The organism is Alteromonas sp. McT4-15 (assembly GCF_020515205.1).
In the GTDB taxonomy this organism is placed as follows: Bacteria; Pseudomonadota; Gammaproteobacteria; order Enterobacterales; family Alteromonadaceae; genus Alteromonas.
In genome coordinates this window covers 162,377-177,745 of sequence record NZ_JAJALG010000004.1, presented here as the reverse complement: position 1 = coordinate 177,745, position 15,369 = coordinate 162,377, and the positions used below count along the sequence as shown (strand labels likewise).

15 protein-coding genes are annotated in these 15,369 nt (G+C 46.0%); 5 read left to right on the top strand and 10 right to left on the bottom strand.

Going from position 1 to position 15,369, the window contains the following annotated elements:
• Positions 1-5 precede the first annotated feature (5 nt).
• The 9 genes from LHL20_RS05300 to gmk all read right to left on the bottom strand — a co-directional run bounded on the left by LHL20_RS05300 (position 6) and on the right by gmk (position 9,073).
• Positions 6-815, bottom strand: coding sequence for a hypothetical protein (locus LHL20_RS05300; protein WP_226432530.1), 810 nt, complete (start codon positions 813-815; stop codon positions 6-8).
• 311 nt (positions 816-1,126) lie between these two features.
• Positions 1,127-1,600 (bottom strand): peroxiredoxin, encoded by a 474-nt coding sequence (locus LHL20_RS05295; RefSeq protein ID WP_202263142.1) that lies wholly within the window; start codon positions 1,598-1,600, stop codon positions 1,127-1,129.
• A gap of 9 nt (positions 1,601-1,609) precedes the next feature.
• A complete protein-coding gene (locus LHL20_RS05290; RefSeq protein ID WP_226432584.1) occupies positions 1,610-2,398 on the bottom strand; it encodes a class I SAM-dependent methyltransferase in 789 nt (262 codons plus the stop codon).
• Positions 2,391-4,463, bottom strand: coding sequence for an ATP-dependent DNA helicase RecG (gene recG / locus LHL20_RS05285; protein WP_226432529.1), 2,073 nt, complete (start codon positions 4,461-4,463; stop codon positions 2,391-2,393). Before recG ends, LHL20_RS05290 begins: the two co-directional genes overlap by 8 nt.
• Positions 4,464-4,621: 158 nt before the next feature.
• On the bottom strand, positions 4,622-5,329 hold the full coding sequence (trmH, locus tag LHL20_RS05280; protein WP_226432528.1) for a tRNA (guanosine(18)-2'-O)-methyltransferase TrmH: 708 nt from the start codon (positions 5,327-5,329) through the stop codon (positions 4,622-4,624).
• A 3-nt stretch (positions 5,330-5,332) separates the two neighbouring features.
• Entirely contained in the window at positions 5,333-5,719 is a 387-nt protein-coding gene (locus LHL20_RS05275) for a RidA family protein (protein ID WP_226432527.1), read from the bottom strand.
• 24 nt (positions 5,720-5,743) lie between these two features.
• Positions 5,744-7,855 carry a bifunctional GTP diphosphokinase/guanosine-3',5'-bis pyrophosphate 3'-pyrophosphohydrolase gene (gene spoT, locus LHL20_RS05270; protein WP_226432526.1) on the bottom strand — a complete coding sequence of 704 codons (2,112 nt, stop codon included), beginning with the start codon at positions 7,853-7,855 and terminating at the stop codon, positions 5,744-5,746.
• A gap of 144 nt (positions 7,856-7,999) precedes the next feature.
• The gene (gene rpoZ / locus LHL20_RS05265) at positions 8,000-8,272 is read right to left on the bottom strand and encodes a DNA-directed RNA polymerase subunit omega (protein ID WP_014947805.1); all 273 of its coding nucleotides are present in this window, start codon (positions 8,270-8,272) and stop codon (positions 8,000-8,002) included.
• Between the two features lie 159 nt (positions 8,273-8,431).
• The gene (gmk, locus tag LHL20_RS05260; RefSeq protein ID WP_226432525.1) at positions 8,432-9,073 is read right to left on the bottom strand and encodes a guanylate kinase; all 642 of its coding nucleotides are present in this window, start codon (positions 9,071-9,073) and stop codon (positions 8,432-8,434) included.
• A 250-nt stretch (positions 9,074-9,323) separates the two neighbouring features.
• On the opposite strand from gmk, the gene LHL20_RS05255 reads away from it, so the two are divergent.
• Positions 9,324-9,998 carry an alpha/beta hydrolase gene (locus tag LHL20_RS05255; protein WP_226432524.1) on the top strand — a complete coding sequence of 225 codons (675 nt, stop codon included), beginning with the start codon at positions 9,324-9,326 and terminating at the stop codon, positions 9,996-9,998.
• Positions 9,999-10,004: 6 nt separating this feature from the next.
• Here LHL20_RS05255 and LHL20_RS05250 read toward each other — a convergent pair whose 3' ends face one another.
• Entirely contained in the window at positions 10,005-11,066 is a 1,062-nt protein-coding gene (locus tag LHL20_RS05250) for a GGDEF domain-containing protein (RefSeq protein WP_202263133.1), read from the bottom strand.
• Positions 11,067-11,329: 263 nt separating this feature from the next.
• Between LHL20_RS05250 and hemC the strand changes: the two genes are divergently transcribed.
• Genes hemC through LHL20_RS05230 form a run of 4 tightly spaced genes read left to right on the top strand, consistent with a single transcriptional unit; the run spans position 11,330 to position 15,361 of the window.
• A complete protein-coding gene (gene hemC / locus LHL20_RS05245) occupies positions 11,330-12,268 on the top strand; it encodes a hydroxymethylbilane synthase (protein ID WP_226432523.1) in 939 nt (312 codons plus the stop codon).
• 10 nt (positions 12,269-12,278) lie between these two features.
• On the top strand, positions 12,279-13,019 hold the full coding sequence (locus LHL20_RS05240) for a uroporphyrinogen-III synthase (protein WP_226432522.1): 741 nt from the start codon (positions 12,279-12,281) through the stop codon (positions 13,017-13,019).
• Positions 13,020-14,180 carry a uroporphyrinogen-III C-methyltransferase gene (locus LHL20_RS05235; protein WP_226432521.1) on the top strand — a complete coding sequence of 387 codons (1,161 nt, stop codon included), beginning with the start codon at positions 13,020-13,022 and terminating at the stop codon, positions 14,178-14,180. It begins immediately after the preceding gene.
• Entirely contained in the window at positions 14,177-15,361 is a 1,185-nt protein-coding gene (locus tag LHL20_RS05230) for a heme biosynthesis HemY N-terminal domain-containing protein (RefSeq protein WP_226432520.1), read from the top strand. Before LHL20_RS05235 ends, LHL20_RS05230 begins: the two co-directional genes overlap by 4 nt.
• Positions 15,362-15,369: the final 8 nt, after the last annotated feature.

Sequence of the window (15,369 nt, the reverse complement as noted above, 5' to 3'; positions counted from 1 at the left end):
CTTCCTTAAAATACGTCTTTGCGGCTTTTTTCTGCTTCAACAAGCAAAACACGCGCACGGTCTAACTTCGTTTGCATGGTTTCAACCACTTTTCGCACGCTATCAACGCCTTTATCTTTTGAAATAGCTTGAGGCAATGTGACATTGAAGTCTTTTTCTAAGTCTTCAACCAGTGCAGCATCTTGTGCAATCAAATCGCCTTCTACACCTTCAAAACGTTGCAGATACGTGTCGTGCACTAATGTGGTCGCTACTTCGTGTAGTTGCTCTGCATACTTAGCAACAACGCGATCTAAACGAGTTTTGATATCGTCAATAACTTCAGGCCCCGTAGTTGGCTCTTTCTCAGTTGTTTTAACTGCGTCAACTAGGCCTTTCTTCTGATATTGGGACGCAAGTTTAACCGCGCCTAGCGCTTGCCACAAGGCATGATTTAGCTTCTCTTGCTCTTCGCGAACCACTTGAATAGGCTTATTGCCATCAATGGCCATTTTTACACCATAAATGCCTTGCCAAATCGAGGCATAAATTGGCACGTATTGGGTTTCGATTGCAGAGTGAAAATCCACTTCTTCCCAATATTCAATAAGGGCGTCTGTTTTAAGCGCTTTATCTTTCGCTTCATACGCATCAACAACACTGCCAAACTTGCTCTCTAGCCAATGTACTTCCTCTGTATACTCACCGATATGAGCGTGCAAGTTATTTACGTGATCGCCAATTTCACCATTTGCCATTGCCTTGCCAGACACCATTGCTAATGTCACAGCAGACGCTAAAACCAACGCACCCATTTTCTTCAGTGTTGTTGTCATGATAATTCCTAAAACGTTGTCTTTTCGCGAAAATGATACTTATTATCATTAAGCAAGTAAAGGTAACTAACTCAGCCAATCTACCGATTAACTTATTGGTCATCGTATATGCGCAGGGGCATTATACCTAGTCACTGGCCGCTCTTATATAAACATACTGATATATAACGCGTTTTGTTGTGCGCAAGATCATAACAACTACACAAAAAGAAAGGAGATGGCCATATGAGACTGTATTATTAGCTGCCAAATAAAAAAGCCCGTAACCGAGGCTACGAGCTTTAGCGATATGAACCTGTTATGCCATAGAACTACAGGCTATCTAGCATACTCTGTGCATCGCTTACGTCGAAGCGACCTGGGTCTTCAACGTTAAGCTTTTTCACTTCACCGTCTTCAACAAGCATTGAATAACGCAGTGAACGCATACCGCCAAAATTACCGGTATTCATGTCTAAACCAATTTGCTTGGTGAAAAAGCCATTACCATCTGCAAGCATAATAATTTCTTCGGCGTTATTTGCTTTTCCCCATGCATCCATTACGAAAGCATCGTTCACGCTTAAACAAATAATATGGTCAATACCTTTGGCTTTAATTTTGTCGGCAAGGGCCACATAGCCAGGCAAATGCGCTTGAGAACAGGTTGGTGTGAATGCACCAGGAACTGCAAACAAAACAACACGTTTTTCTGTAAAAAGTTCATTCGTACCCGGGTTAGTTACTTCACCATTTTCTAAAAGGCTAAAGTCCACCTCAGGTAGAGTGCTACCAACTTGTATCATGATGTTCTCCTAGTTGTTCTGACACAAATACACGTCAAATCGATGTTTTTTACTTTCTATTGCCATTGATGGCTTTTGTCCGGCCAGCACGTCTGCACTGTTAGGGCGTTTTACTACCACTCGGTGCGTAGCTAGCTTTAGTGCTGGCGGTAACAGCGCATCTGCGTCAGGATCGTGTCCTAACAATTGCTGAAACAGCCGCATTTCCTTTTTCACCAAGGCTGATTTCTTTTTATGTGGAAACATGGGGTCTAAGTAAATAGCGTCCACGCTCTCACCATTGAAGTATTGCATTACCTCAGCACTATTTCCATGCTGAAGTGACATTCTTGCCGCAAGCTCAGGGTAGTCCAAATTAAGGCGTCTAATTCCGTCTTCTAATAATGCAGCAACAATCGGTGAGCGCTCAATCATAGTCACATGGCATCCCACACTCACCAGCACAAAGGCATCGCGCCCTAGCCCGGGCGTTGCGTCTACAACATGCCATTGTTCATTACCTTTTAAGCCGATGGCTTTCACGATGGGCTCTTTACGGCCACCACCATGTTGTTTTCGGTACAAACTCGCCGGCGACGCAAAATCAACCTCAACCGGTAGCACCTTTTTTTCACTCGCGTCGCTTAATCCCAGCACGTTGTTATTAACTTGCAAATAAAAGCCGTCCTCAGGCGGCTGATTAGATTCGCTATACGTAAAGCCCCACTTGTCACCTATAACTTTCGCAAGGTGAGTATCAGTATCAAAACACGCATCTGCAGGTGCGCTGGTTACTACTAATGGCAGTGTGTTAAGCATGGCCATACTGCTCCTTATGCCCAATCCAGCGGTTAATAATAGCTTGCGCGTGAGAAGGGTATTTGTCCCACAATGTGTAAGCAATTTCTTGGACTTTAGGGATGAGCGCGGCGTCGCGCACCAAGTCGGCAATTTTAAGCTCGGCCATCCCCGTTTGTTTTGTGCCCATGAATTCTCCAGGTCCGCGGATCTCTAAGTCGCGTTGAGCAATATAAAATCCATCGTTAGACTCACGCAATACACCTAAGCGTTGAGTGGCTGTTTTAGACAGTGGACTTTGATACATGAGTACACACTGACTTTCTACGGCCCCCCGCCCTACGCGACCGCGCAACTGATGCAACTGAGCCAACCCAAGTCGCTCGGGGTTTTCAATAATCATAATGCTGGCATTAGGCACATCTACGCCGACTTCAATTACGGTTGTGGCAACAAGTAAGTCTAGTTTACCCTCTTTAAAATCTGCCATTACCTGCGCTTTTTCAGCTGGTTTTAAACGCCCGTGTACCAAACCAACCTGTAAGTCCGGCAGCGCTGTGCGCAAGGTTACCGCCGCGTCTTCAGCCGCTTGACACTCAAGTACTTCAGACTCATCAATTAACGTACAAACCCAGTATGCCTGCCTGCCATTTTCTCTACATGCTTGGCGCACACGCTCAATGACATCGGCGCGGCGCGTATCAGGCAACACTACCGTTTGTACCGGTGTACGCCCCGGCGGTAGTTCATCAATAATCGAGGTATCTAAATCGGCATACGCGGTCATCGCGAGCGTTCTTGGAATAGGCGTGGCTGTCATTATCAACTGATGAGGATAGCGCCCTTGCTGCTGACCTTTATCACGCAATGCCAAACGCTGATGCACACCGAAACGATGCTGTTCGTCTACAATAACGAGAGCCAGCTGCTGATAGTTTACACTTTCTTGGAAAATAGCGTGGGTTCCCACGAGCATTTGAATATCGCCCGCCTCTAATCGCGCGAGTACTTCATTACGCGCTTTGCCTTTTAGTTTGCCGGCAAGCCAACCTACTTCGATGCCTAGAGGCGCTAGCCAATCTCTGAAGTTATTAGCATGTTGCTCAGCAAGCAGCTCTGTGGGCGCCATTAAGGCAACCTGGTGGCCAGCACCAATAGCTGATAGCGCCGCAAGTGCAGCAACCAGCGTTTTACCCGAGCCCACATCACCTTGCACTAAGCGCATCATGGGGCGAGCATGCTGCATGTCTTTTTGAATATCTGCTACTACTCGCGCCTGTGCGCCTGTCGGAGAAAATGGCAGCTGAGAGAGCATTTTATCGATAAGCACCTGATTGACTTCAATAGGAATACCCGGCTGTGCATCAGAGAGCTTACGCACTTTAAGCACGCTTAAATGGTGTGACAGTAGCTCTTCTAAAATAAGTCGGTACTGCGCAGGGTGCAGACCTTCTTCCATTTCGTGAACGTCGACATCTGGTGGTGGCCTATGCACTAAATGCAATGCCTCGTTTAAGCTAATTTGCTCATCGTAAATGCCGTCTGGCAACAGGTCAGCGAGCGCACCTTTATCTAGCAATGCCAGTGCTTGCTCAGTTAAGTTTCGTAAAGTTAGTTGCTTCACGCCATCCGTGGTGGGATAGACAGGTGTAAGTGACTCTTCAGTTGGCGGAGCATCTTCATCTACCAATTTAAACTCAGGATGCATCATTTCAATGCCCCACTTTCCCGTTCGTACCTCACCAAAACAGCGTACCGTATTACCTGGTGTCATCATTGAACGCTGCACTGCGCCAAAGTGAAAAAAGCGCAGTGTAATGGTGCCTGTACCGTCGCTTAACTTCACCACCAGCATACGTTTTTTACCGTACTGAATATCTGCGCTCATCACTTCGCCTTGCACACTTACATGGGTAAAGGGGCGGCATTCAGCCACACTGTATACGCGTGTTCTATCTTCATAACGATGAGGCAGGTGAAACAAAATATCTTGAAGGGTAAATAAGCCAATTTTGTTGAGCTTTTCTGCCACCTTTGCGCCTACGCCTTTAAGCGCAGTAATCGGTGTAGTGGCCAGTGCTTGCATTGGTCGAAGTCCTTCTTCTATAACATTGATGCTGGCGCTAAGCGCCTAAATTTAAACGAAGTGTAAAGGATTGCGACTAGGTTGGCGAGTACGCTTTAGGCCAGTTTTTAAAAAACCAAAAGCCTGTGGTGGGTACAGGCTTTTCATTCACTGACGCACTACTGTGATTCTAATGCGTCAGCTTCTGCTTGTGTGATTTGCATTTCTTTCCACCAGCTATCGGTGGCATCTACTTCACCTAATGCATTAATAGGTGGAAGCGGTAATCCTTTGCGCTGGCAAAGCTTAAATAAACGCGGATAACCATTTTCAAAAGCAAGTGCCTGGCACTCTTCTTCTGGCAAATGTTGCGTGTTGTACATACCCGCAATCGTGCGTTGACGTTGTGCTTCGTACAACACAAGCGCAGCAGCTACCGACACATTCAGCGATTGCACCATGCCCATCATGGGAATAACAATATCCTGATCAGCCATTGCAATAGCTTCATCAGTGGCACCGTACTTTTCTTGCCCAAACAAAATGGCAGTAGGTTTAGTGTAATCAATATCGCGAAAATCTACCGCGCTGTCAGACAAGTGCGTTACAAGCACTTGCATACCCTGCCCTTTCAATGCAGACATGGCATCGCTGATATTATCGTGGTTGGTTTGACGCACCCATTGCTGACTGCCCATGGCCGTGCCGCGACGAAACTGATATTTCTGTTCCCACACGGTGTGAACGCGATGAATACCCACCGCGTCGCAGGTGCGCACAACGGCCGATACATTATGTGGCTTGTGCACATTTTCAAGACAAACCGTTAAATCGGTTTGCCTTCTTTCCAGCACATCTCTAATTCGCTGGTAACGCTCAGGTGACATGACTTACTCCGGCAACTCCATCACACCATCGATTTCAATTTGCGCGCCTTTTGGCAGTGCAGAAACCTGAACAGCAGCACGTGCAGGATAAGGCTTGTTGAAGTAGCGACTCATTATTTCATTTACCGTGGCAAAGTGACCTAAATCGGTTAAAAAGATGTTCACTTTCACCAAGTCATTTGTTGTTCCGCCCGCAGCAGCACATACCGCTTTGATGTTTTCAAAAACCTGAACAGCTTGCGCTTCGAATTCGTCTGAAACCATTTCCATGGTTTCAGGCACCAAAGGAATTTGGCCAGAAAGATATACTGTAGTGCCCGCTTTAGCCGCTTGGCTGTATGTACCAATAGCAGCAGGTGCCTTATCGGTCTGAATAATAGACTTAGACATAATAGTTCCTAAAAATGGTTAAACTTAGTGTCGAGATTGACTATGACGAGACACTTTCTGAACCTCTGGCATGGTGCGAATTTTTTTCATTACACGGGCCAAGTGCACACGGTTATGCGTGGTCAGCTCTAGGTCAATAAAGTAGATATTACTCTCTTTTTCTTCAGTTTGCAGACCAATGATATTGGAATCGCACCCTGAAATAGTGTTCGTTAATGTTGCCAGTGTTCCTTGGTGATTAATCAGCTCAATGCGAAGCGACGCTTTAAATTCGCCTTGTGGCTCTTCATCCCATTGCATCGGCAATACTCGCTGAGGCTCTTCTCTGGTGAGCTTACGGATGTTATTACACCCCGTTTGGTGAATAGTCATACCGCGTCCAGGGCTGAGTACCGCGACAATTTCATCGTCAGGAATGGGGTGACAACAGCGCGAATAATGCACCAACAAGCCTTCGGTTCCACGAATAGCCACGTTGCCTTTTTTGTCAGACAAGTCAGAAGTGCTTTCACCCAACAAGCGGCGTGCAACAATAGCGCTTAGCTCATTACCAAGCCCAATATCTACCAATAAATCATCAAAGCTGTCATGTTTAGTTTCTGCTACAACGCGGTCGATATCGTCTTGAGGTATATCGTCTAACTTCACCGCACCCAGTGCATGGCGCAATAGGCGATTACCCATGTTCACCGCTTCTTGTGAATGCTGTTTGCGCAGATACTGGCGAATACGCGTTCGCGCCCGTGCGCTCACCACAAAGTTAAGCCAGTTAGCATTTGGCTTGGCTTTCGGTGACGTAATAATTTCTACCGTTTGACCATTTTCTAGCGGCTTACTTAAGCTAAAGTTTCTGCGCTCTACGCGCACGCCCACACAGGTATTACCCACATCAGAGTGAACAGCGTAAGCGAAATCAACCGCCGTGGCACCCATTGGCAGTTCGATAATACGGCCATCTGGCGTAAACACATAAATTTCGTCAGGGAACAGGTCGGTTTTAACCGATTCGATAAACTCAAACGATGAACTGGCTGACTGTTGCAGTTCCAATAAGCTTTGCATCCACTTACGCGCACGTAATTGCGCAGTAGTGCCATTGTCACCGGGCTCTTTGTATAACCAATGCGCCGCAACGCCTTTGTCCGCCATTTGATCCATTTCCTGCGTACGAATTTGAATTTCAACAGGGATACCGTGTGGACCAATCAATGAAGTGTGAAGCGACTGATAGCCGTTGGTACGTGGAATGGCAATATAGTCTTTAAAACGGTTTTCGATAGGCTTGTAAAGGCCGTGCATTGCGCCCAATGCGCGGTAGCAGTTATCAACTGATGACACCACAATACGGAACGCGTATATATCCATTACCTCATTGAACATCAGTTCTTTGTTTTTCATTTTACGGTAAATGGAATACAGGTGCTTTTCGCGGCCAAGCACGTTTGATTCAATTTCGTAGGCTTCAAGGCGTGTATTCAGTTCTTGCCTAATGTTTTCGATAATCTCTTTACGATTACCGCGAGCCTGGCGCACAGCTGATTTGAGTGCACGGTGACGCATAGGGTACATGGCTTGAAAACCTAGGTCTTCCAGCTCGTTTTTAATATCGTGAATACCCAAACGATGTGCAATGGGCGCGTATATTTCCAGCGTTTCAAGGGCAATACGACGGCGTTTATCGGGGCGAAGCGAACCCAACGTGCGCATATTGTGCGTACGGTCGGCCAGCTTGATCAAGATAACGCGAATATCTTGCACCATGGCCATCATCATTTTACGGAAGTTTTCAGCCTGCGCCTCTTGCTTAGTGCTAAACGCTAACTTATCGAGCTTACTTACCCCTTCCACAAGCTCGGCAACGGTATCGCCAAACGCCTCAGCTAAGTCGTCTTTGTCGTAGTGGGTATCTTCAATAACATCGTGAAGTAACGCAGCCATGATAGTTTCATGGTCTAAATGCATATCGGCGAGAATACCCGCCACCGCAACAGGGTGTGTAATATAGGGGTCGCCGCTTGATCGCATTTGGCCGTCATGGGCTTCTTGCGCCAAAATAAAAGCATCTTGTACCAGCTGAACCCGTTCAGCTGGTAAATACTCAACAACTTTCTGCTTCAAACCTTCAAACAAATACACAGTGCAGCGTGACCCTTATATAACGTTACAACCCTAAGAATACGTTTTATTGTGCTATAAGCCAATACGCCAAAAGTAAAGCGCCAGTGCTTTTTTCAAAGCACTGGCGCTAAATTACTCGTAAACAGCCCTAAAGGGCATGTTTTACTGATCAGATAGAATATTTGCTACTGACGCAAATTCAGCATGTTCTTGCTGTTCTTGTGCTTGAAGCTCTGCTTGCTCAAGTGTAGCAGCAGTCACTAAGCCTTCTTCGATTTCACGAAGAGCAGTTACAGTTGGCTTATCGTTTTGAACATCAACCATAGGATCTTTGCCTTCAGTGGCAATTTGACGTGCACGGCGTGCAGCAACAAGCACTAGGTCAAAGCGGTTACCAATTTTATCTACGGCATCTTCTACAGTTACGCGAGCCATGTATTTCTCCGAAAATTAGGTTGAGCAAGTTATTCAAAAAACGGCCGCGTAGTATACATGGTTGTACCTCGCGATCCTAGCGTTTTGTGTGAAATTAACACAGCGCGATCGCTGTGATCACACGCTTTTGGGTCAAAACACGTAATTATTAATGCAAGCTTACGCGTTACCGAGCAATTCGTCCAACAAAGGCTGATGACGCATTTGTTGTTTAACGGTTCTTAGTCGCTGAGCTGTTACGATGGCCTCAAGATCGCTAAGCGCAGTTGCAAAGTCATCATTAACAATTACATGGTCAAACTCGTTGAAGTGTGACATTTCCGCTACCGCTTGTGACATTCTGCCCGCAATCACCTCATCGCTATCTTGGCCGCGATTATTTAAACGCTGCTCTAGAACATCTAGCGAGGGGGGCAAAATAAAAATACCACATGTATCAGGCATCAGCTCTTTCACTTGGCGCGCGCCTTGCCAATCAATGTCTAAAAATACATCAATACCACGGTGTAGCGTTTGTTCAATTGTAACGCGCGACGTACCGTAGTAATTGCCAAATACTTCAGCATACTCGAAGAAAACACCCTGTTCGATAAGGGCTTCAAACTGTTCGCGACTCACAAAGTGATAGTGAACGCCATCTTCCTCACCTGGGCGAGGTTGACGTGTAGTATGAGACACAGACACCTGCATTGGCGAGGTAGTACTGCCCTCGTACTTTTCCATTAACGCTTTAATAAGACTAGATTTGCCAGCACCGGAAGGTGCAGCAAGAATGAACAAATTACCAAGTAGTGAAGCCATAGGGTATTAAAATTCTGTCAAAGTATGGTGATTTCAAACCGCAATGATAGCATAGGTAAGCGCACTGCAGTAATAACGATTGTATTAAGCGACATAAGCGCTCAAACGCGACATTAGATTGCGTAATAGTGTTTAGTTACAAATACACGTTCACTGTAATGTGGCAATAAAGATAATAATAAACCTTACAGCGCTTTTGCGCTTATGCGCTCTAGCCAACAAGCAACAAGACCAAACAGGATATACTAGAATGACCCAGCAACTTCTGCCGTGCGTAGAAATAAACCCCGCGACTACGCCTGATGCCTGCGTTATCTGGCTACATGGACTTGGTGACTCTGGTCACGGATTTGCCCCTATCGTCCCTGAACTTCGCTTACCTGATAGTATGGCGGTTAAATTTATTTTCCCCCATGCCCCCGAGCGACCTATCACCATTAATAATGGTATGCGCATGCGAGCGTGGTATGACATTAAGTCACTCGACTTTAACAGTCGTGCCGATTTAACGGGCGTGAAAGAATCAGCAGATCAAGTAGAGCAATTAATTCAAGCGCAAATTGACAGTGGCATTCCTGCAAACCGAATTGTACTCGCTGGCTTCTCTCAAGGCGGCGTAATTGCGTTGCATCTTGCACCGCGCTTTTCACAACAGTTCGCTGGCGTACTGGCACTGTCAACATACATGTGTGAACCGGCATTGCTTGCGAGCGAAGCAACTGACACTAACCGTGCCACGCCTATTATGATGGCACACGGCGATCAAGATGAAGTGGTACCAGTATTTATGGGTAACGCTGCATTTAAAACGCTGTCAGATAATGGATTTAATGCTACATGGCAAACCTACACCATGCAGCATAACGTGTGTATGCAAGAGTTAAACGACATTAGCACCTGGTTACAGAAAGTACTCGCAAGTTAGTGTCTGTTATTCCACAACTTTGTTTCTGCCGCTATTTTTAGCGGCATAAAGGTTGTCATCTGCCTGCTTTAATGTCGCATGAATGTTGTTATCTGTTAGGGCAGTGGCAACACCAAAACTAGCTGTAATGGCGTGATGAATATCCCCTTTTTCAAAGGGGTTCTCTTCTATAGTTTCTCGCATCTTTTCGGCTAACTTCACGGCTTGGCTTAAACTGGCTTTAGGAAATAGCACTAAAAACTCTTCGCCACCCGTTCGGGCTACCACATCCGTATTGCGTACAGCTTGTTTCATTAAGGCGCAGAAATGTATGAGCACTTCATCGCCGATATCATGGCCGTATTTATCGTTTATGCGCTTAAAGTGATCAATATCTACCGCAACCGTACTGAGTGGAAAATAGCTGCCGGGGTCTTGCATGGCCCGTTCGAAAAACACGGCTTCAAGAAAGCGTCTATTGGGAAGCTTTGTAAGAGGATCGGTATTCGCCTGACGCATGCGCTCAAGGTTTTCTTTGAGCATTTCACGACGACTTTGATGCCAGAAGTATTCTCCGATAAAAGCCACACATACAAAACAAAAGGTCGCTATTAGAAAACGCGATACATGCTCTGGTGCATACTCTGCTGCGATTTTATCTTGGTTGTACAGCATTAAAATTGCCAGCCCGAGCGTAATGGCCACGTACAAGATGGCGGGTTTATACCTCACAACAATAATTTGAATAAACAAAAGTGGGAAAATAAAGTACAACCCCGTATTGTTTAATCCGCCGGTATACACCAATGCATTTATGGTAAAGCAAACGATAATGCCTGCTACATAGTAGAAAAGATCATGTCGGGGAAAAACATGAGACAGTACTACGTTGGCATAAATAACAGCAGCAGAACCTGCGAGCGAGCCCACGAGCAACATATCGCCGCCATTGATGTTAATCCACGCCATAATTGCCATTATGGTGCCGCCAACATACGATATGAAATACAGCGTTAAACGTCTGCGTTTCGCTTCCGCCTCATTTTGCTGTGTACCCCGTAACAACTGCCTTACCGATGAGTGTTCCATTACAACACCTGCTCCCCAATATCACGCCTGCTTAACACATTGTCTTTGTTCAGAATAAACCGAGCCTTAGTCATTCACTAATTTGCCACCACAGCATAGACTGATTTGCGACATATCTCCAAACAGAAAACTATGGGTATTTTCAAACATTAAGCCTTAGAATGGGTATACTAGTGCGAAGTTAGTGCATAACGTTTTTGCAACCCAAAGCAACACGCTCTAGCATACACACAACTGTTAAATTTAATTTGTTTGGAATCACCATGAGTCACCTTAACACTACCCGTACCATTCGCATTGCAACAAGAAAAAGTGCACTGGCACTTTGGCAAGCTGAATATGTGAAAGCGAAGCTTATAGAGCATTACCCTTCGCTAACGGTAGAGTTGGTGCCAATGAGTACTCAGGGCGATAAAATTTTAGATACGCCATTGGCCAAAATTGGCGGCAAAGGGCTATTTATTAAAGAGCTTGAAATTGCCATGCTTGAAGGGCGAGCCGATATTGCCGTGCACTCTATGAAAGATGTTCCAGTGGCATTTCCTGATGGGTTTGGGTTGCATGCTATTTGTGAGCGCGAAAACCCATTTGACGCTTTTGTCTCGAATAATTTCGATAGCATAGATGCACTTCCGCAAGGGGCCGTTGTGGGCACATCAAGCTTGCGCCGTCAGTGTCAAATTAGAAAATACCGCCCTGATTTAGTGATTAAGGACTTGCGCGGCAACGTGAATACACGACTCGCCAAGTTAGATGCGGGTGAGTACGATGCCATTATTCTCGCTTCTGCGGGCCTAATTCGTCTTGAAATGGAAACGCGTATTCGCATGCCACTGCCTGCCGATATTTCGTTGCCAGCCGTAGGACAAGGCGCAGTGGGCATTGAGTGCCGCAACGACGATGATGAACTTATCGCACTACTTCAAGCCTTAAACCACGACGACACCCATACACGTGTAACCGCTGAGCGCGCCATGAACGAACGTCTGGAAGGGGGATGTCAGGTTCCTATTGGTAGTTTTGCAACGCTAGATGGCGACACGCTTACCTTAACAGGGATGGTGGGCAAACCCGATGGTTCAACACTTTTATTTGCCTCTGCTACGGCATCAAGAGAACGCGCTAATGACATTGGTATTGAAGTCGCAGAGGCGTTACTTGCCCAAGGTGCTGGTGAGATTTTAAAAGCGTTGTATAACTAGCGAACCTTTGATGCTACTTTTCACTCGCCCGTTGCCAAAATTAAAAACAAGTGCCCGTGCTTTTGAGGACGCAGGTATTGATGCGGTAGGCGTCGCCACATCAGATATCGTTTACATTCCCTCAGAAAGCCGTGCAGCGCGCGATTTTATTTCAACTACAGCGTTAGATGCCATAGTGGTAACCAGCGTGTATGCCGTAGAGGCTACCGTAGAAGGCATAAAGCAAAAAAGTAGCACTGATACTCATTTGACAACCTTGATTGCGGTGGGCGACGCCACCGCCAAGAAATTACACAAGGCTTTTAGTCACACGCCAAATGTGACAATACTCACGCCTTGCGACCATACATCAGAAGGTATATTGGCAATGCAGCAACTCAATGAGCCAAATTGCCAACATGTAGGTATTATTAAAGGTGAAGGTGGACGAGATGCCATTGCGCAAGGACTGGTGCAACGCGGCATCGAAGTGAGCAGCTTTTGTGTTTACAAGCGCGAGCAACTTACCCGTCCAGTTTACACAAAACGGTGGAAAATTAGCGACGTTAGCGGCATTATCGCTACAAGCGAAGCAATGGCGAACCAATTAATTACGCACTATGGCAATACACTTTTGACCCTGCCATGGTTAACCGTAAGTGAGCGCATTGCCAATTCATTGAAGAACATTGGGGTGGACTGCGTGTTTGTTTGTTCACGCGCTACCGATCAGGCCTTAACGGCTTGGGTAAAGGATAACTGGGAGTATTAAATGGCCAATAATAATGAGAGTCGTCCTCAAGGCGATGAGTTGGTAACGGTTAGCGCCGAAAAAGAGGTTATCGACTCAAAAACGGATACGCCTTCTTCGCCCAAGCAAGCCAAATCATCAGGTAACGGGCTACTTTGGTTTGTCGTTGTCATTCTGTTTTTGATAGTACTTTCAATGGCCGGTGCCGGTTATTGGTACTATATGCAGCAACAAACTGCACAACAGCAAACACTAGACACCCAGCAAAAGAATGCCAGCGACCTTAACGCAATAGTACAAGAGCGTAACCAGTTGAATGCGAAACTGGATGAAATTACCAAGAGTAATAATGCGCTCAACAATGCACTTAAAGCATTACAATCGAAAAATGAAACCCTTGCTCTGCAAGCAGAATCTGCCCTTGAGCAGATTAAGAATGTGGAAGGTCGACGACCTGCAGATTGGCTTATTGCCGAAGCAGATTACCTCGTTCGTATGGCCGGTCGTAAGCTATGGTTGGAAAATGACGTTCGCACTGCCATTTTGTTGTTAGTAAATGCTGACAAACGCTTAAAATCTTTGGCCGACCCGTCTGTGTTACCCGTTCGCGCTGCCCTTGCTGAAGATATTCAAACGCTTCAACAGCTAAATCCAGTGTCACCTAGCTCGGTAGCGCTCGCGCTAACAGGCATGGTTGCACAAATTGATAAACTGCCATTAGATACTTTCGAAAAACCGAAAGATGTGAATGCCCAAGACAATACCTTGTCTGAATCTACCGATGATTGGAAAGCCAATTTAGCTAAAGTATGGGATAAGTTGGTAGGCGACCTATTTACCATTAAAACGATTGAGGGCCCGGTTGAGCCAGTATTGTCGCTGGAAGCACAGTTTTTACTCAAAGAGCAACTGCGCTTACAGTTAATGCATGCACAGTCGGCGGCATTGAAGGGTGACGCAGGCCTTTACAATCAATCGCTACAATACGCTCAAACCCTGCTGATCGAAAAATTCGATATAGAGACTAGCCAAGTCACTGGTTTTGTTAACGCAATTCAGAATTTGCTTAATACCGACGTGTCTCGCCCTACTCCTTCAGAGTTAAAAGCACAAAAGCCGCTTGAAGGGTTACTTGATAACCGTGTAAAGCAAGTGTTTGGACAAGGAGCTAGCGCACTATGAGATGGTTAACGATTGTGTTAGCGGTCCTTGCCGCATTTATAATTACGCTCATTGTCGGGCCAATGATATTGGGCGATAAAGGCTATGTACTCATTTCCCTTGGCAATAAGGGAATTGAAATGACGGTGATAAGCTTTAGCCTGTTTCTTATTATTGGTGTAGTAGGTGCTTATGCCTTGTTGCGTCTAGTCATGTGGGCATTAAGCTTATTTACAGGTTCACATAAATGGTTTGGTGCACTGGGAGAACGCAAGCGAAAGCGTGCGTTTTACGATGGCTTGCATGCCATGGCAGCCGGTGACTTTGAAACTGCTAAAAAAGCATTGAGTAAAACCACCAACGGTGACTTTGAAGGCGTAAATTATTTAGCCTCTGCTCAAATTGCTTTCGCCAACAACGACTTCGACAAAGCGCGTTATTTCCTAGAACAAGCTAGCGAGTTTGCGAATGCAACCCTTGCCGCTACCGTGATGCACGCACGTATCGACATGGTTGATGGCAAACACGAAGCTGCGCTTGCGAAATTAGATGAGCTTGATGACAAGTCTCGTGAGAACAGACAAGTTGTGCAACTAAAGGCGCAGTTACTTGCAGCACTAGGACAGTGGCAAACATTACAAAATAACTTAGGTAGCTGGCGAAAAGCGCTATCAAAAGAAGATTACACTGCGTGGAGTCAGCGCATCGCAAAAGGGAAGTTTGCAGAGATTGCCAGCAAACAAGGCGCTGTTGAGCTTAAGAGCTATTGGGAAAATTTACCCCGTAAACTTCGTCACGACGACGCTTATCGTGCAGCGTACATTCAGCAATTGCTCGATCAAGGTATGCACGCTGACGCCCAGCAATTGCTGGTTGATTGGCAAAAACGCGGCCTCAATAGTGCGTTGTTTCCACTTTTCACGCAACTGAACATTCCGGACTCGTCACCGTCACTGCGCTTACTGGAAAGCTGGATAAAGCAAGACGAAGACAACGTGGCGTTATATTCAACACTTGGCCAAGTAGCATTTAACTCCGGTGACGACGTACTTGCAGAAAAAGCGTTGTTAAAAGCGACCAAAATGAAAGCGCGAAAAGAAGATTTATTGCTGTTGTCAGCCATAAGCGAACGTAATCAAGACACTGCAACTGCCCTTCAGCTTTATAAAGAAGGGCTTGCACTGCACTCCCAAAGAGTCTAACGAGAGTT

Coding starts and splice junctions, on each gene's coding strand:
- LHL20_RS05250 (WP_202263133.1), bottom strand. CDS start 11,066: ATGGAACACTCATCGGTAAGGCAGTTGTTACGGGGTACACAGCAAAAT.
- LHL20_RS05255 (WP_226432524.1), top strand. CDS start 9,324: ATGACCCAGCAACTTCTGCCGTGCGTAGAAATAAACCCCGCGACTACG.
- rpoZ (WP_014947805.1), bottom strand. CDS start 8,272: ATGGCTCGCGTAACTGTAGAAGATGCCGTAGATAAAATTGGTAACCGC.
- LHL20_RS05230 (WP_226432520.1), top strand. CDS start 14,177: ATGAGATGGTTAACGATTGTGTTAGCGGTCCTTGCCGCATTTATAATT.
- LHL20_RS05235 (WP_226432521.1), top strand. CDS start 13,020: ATGGCCAATAATAATGAGAGTCGTCCTCAAGGCGATGAGTTGGTAACG.
- gmk (WP_226432525.1), bottom strand. CDS start 9,073: ATGGCTTCACTACTTGGTAATTTGTTCATTCTTGCTGCACCTTCCGGT.
- recG (WP_226432529.1), bottom strand. CDS start 4,463: ATGCAAGCACTGGCCACTACACCGATTACTGCGCTTAAAGGCGTAGGC.
- LHL20_RS05300 (WP_226432530.1), bottom strand. CDS start 815: ATGACAACAACACTGAAGAAAATGGGTGCGTTGGTTTTAGCGTCTGCT.
- hemC (WP_226432523.1), top strand. CDS start 11,330: ATGAGTCACCTTAACACTACCCGTACCATTCGCATTGCAACAAGAAAA.
- LHL20_RS05275 (WP_226432527.1), bottom strand. CDS start 5,719: ATGTCTAAGTCTATTATTCAGACCGATAAGGCACCTGCTGCTATTGGT.
- LHL20_RS05240 (WP_226432522.1), top strand. CDS start 12,279: ATGCTACTTTTCACTCGCCCGTTGCCAAAATTAAAAACAAGTGCCCGT.
- LHL20_RS05290 (WP_226432584.1), bottom strand. CDS start 2,398: ATGCTTAACACACTGCCATTAGTAGTAACCAGCGCACCTGCAGATGCG.
- trmH (WP_226432528.1), bottom strand. CDS start 5,329: ATGTCACCTGAGCGTTACCAGCGAATTAGAGATGTGCTGGAAAGAAGG.
- LHL20_RS05295 (WP_202263142.1), bottom strand. CDS start 1,600: ATGATACAAGTTGGTAGCACTCTACCTGAGGTGGACTTTAGCCTTTTA.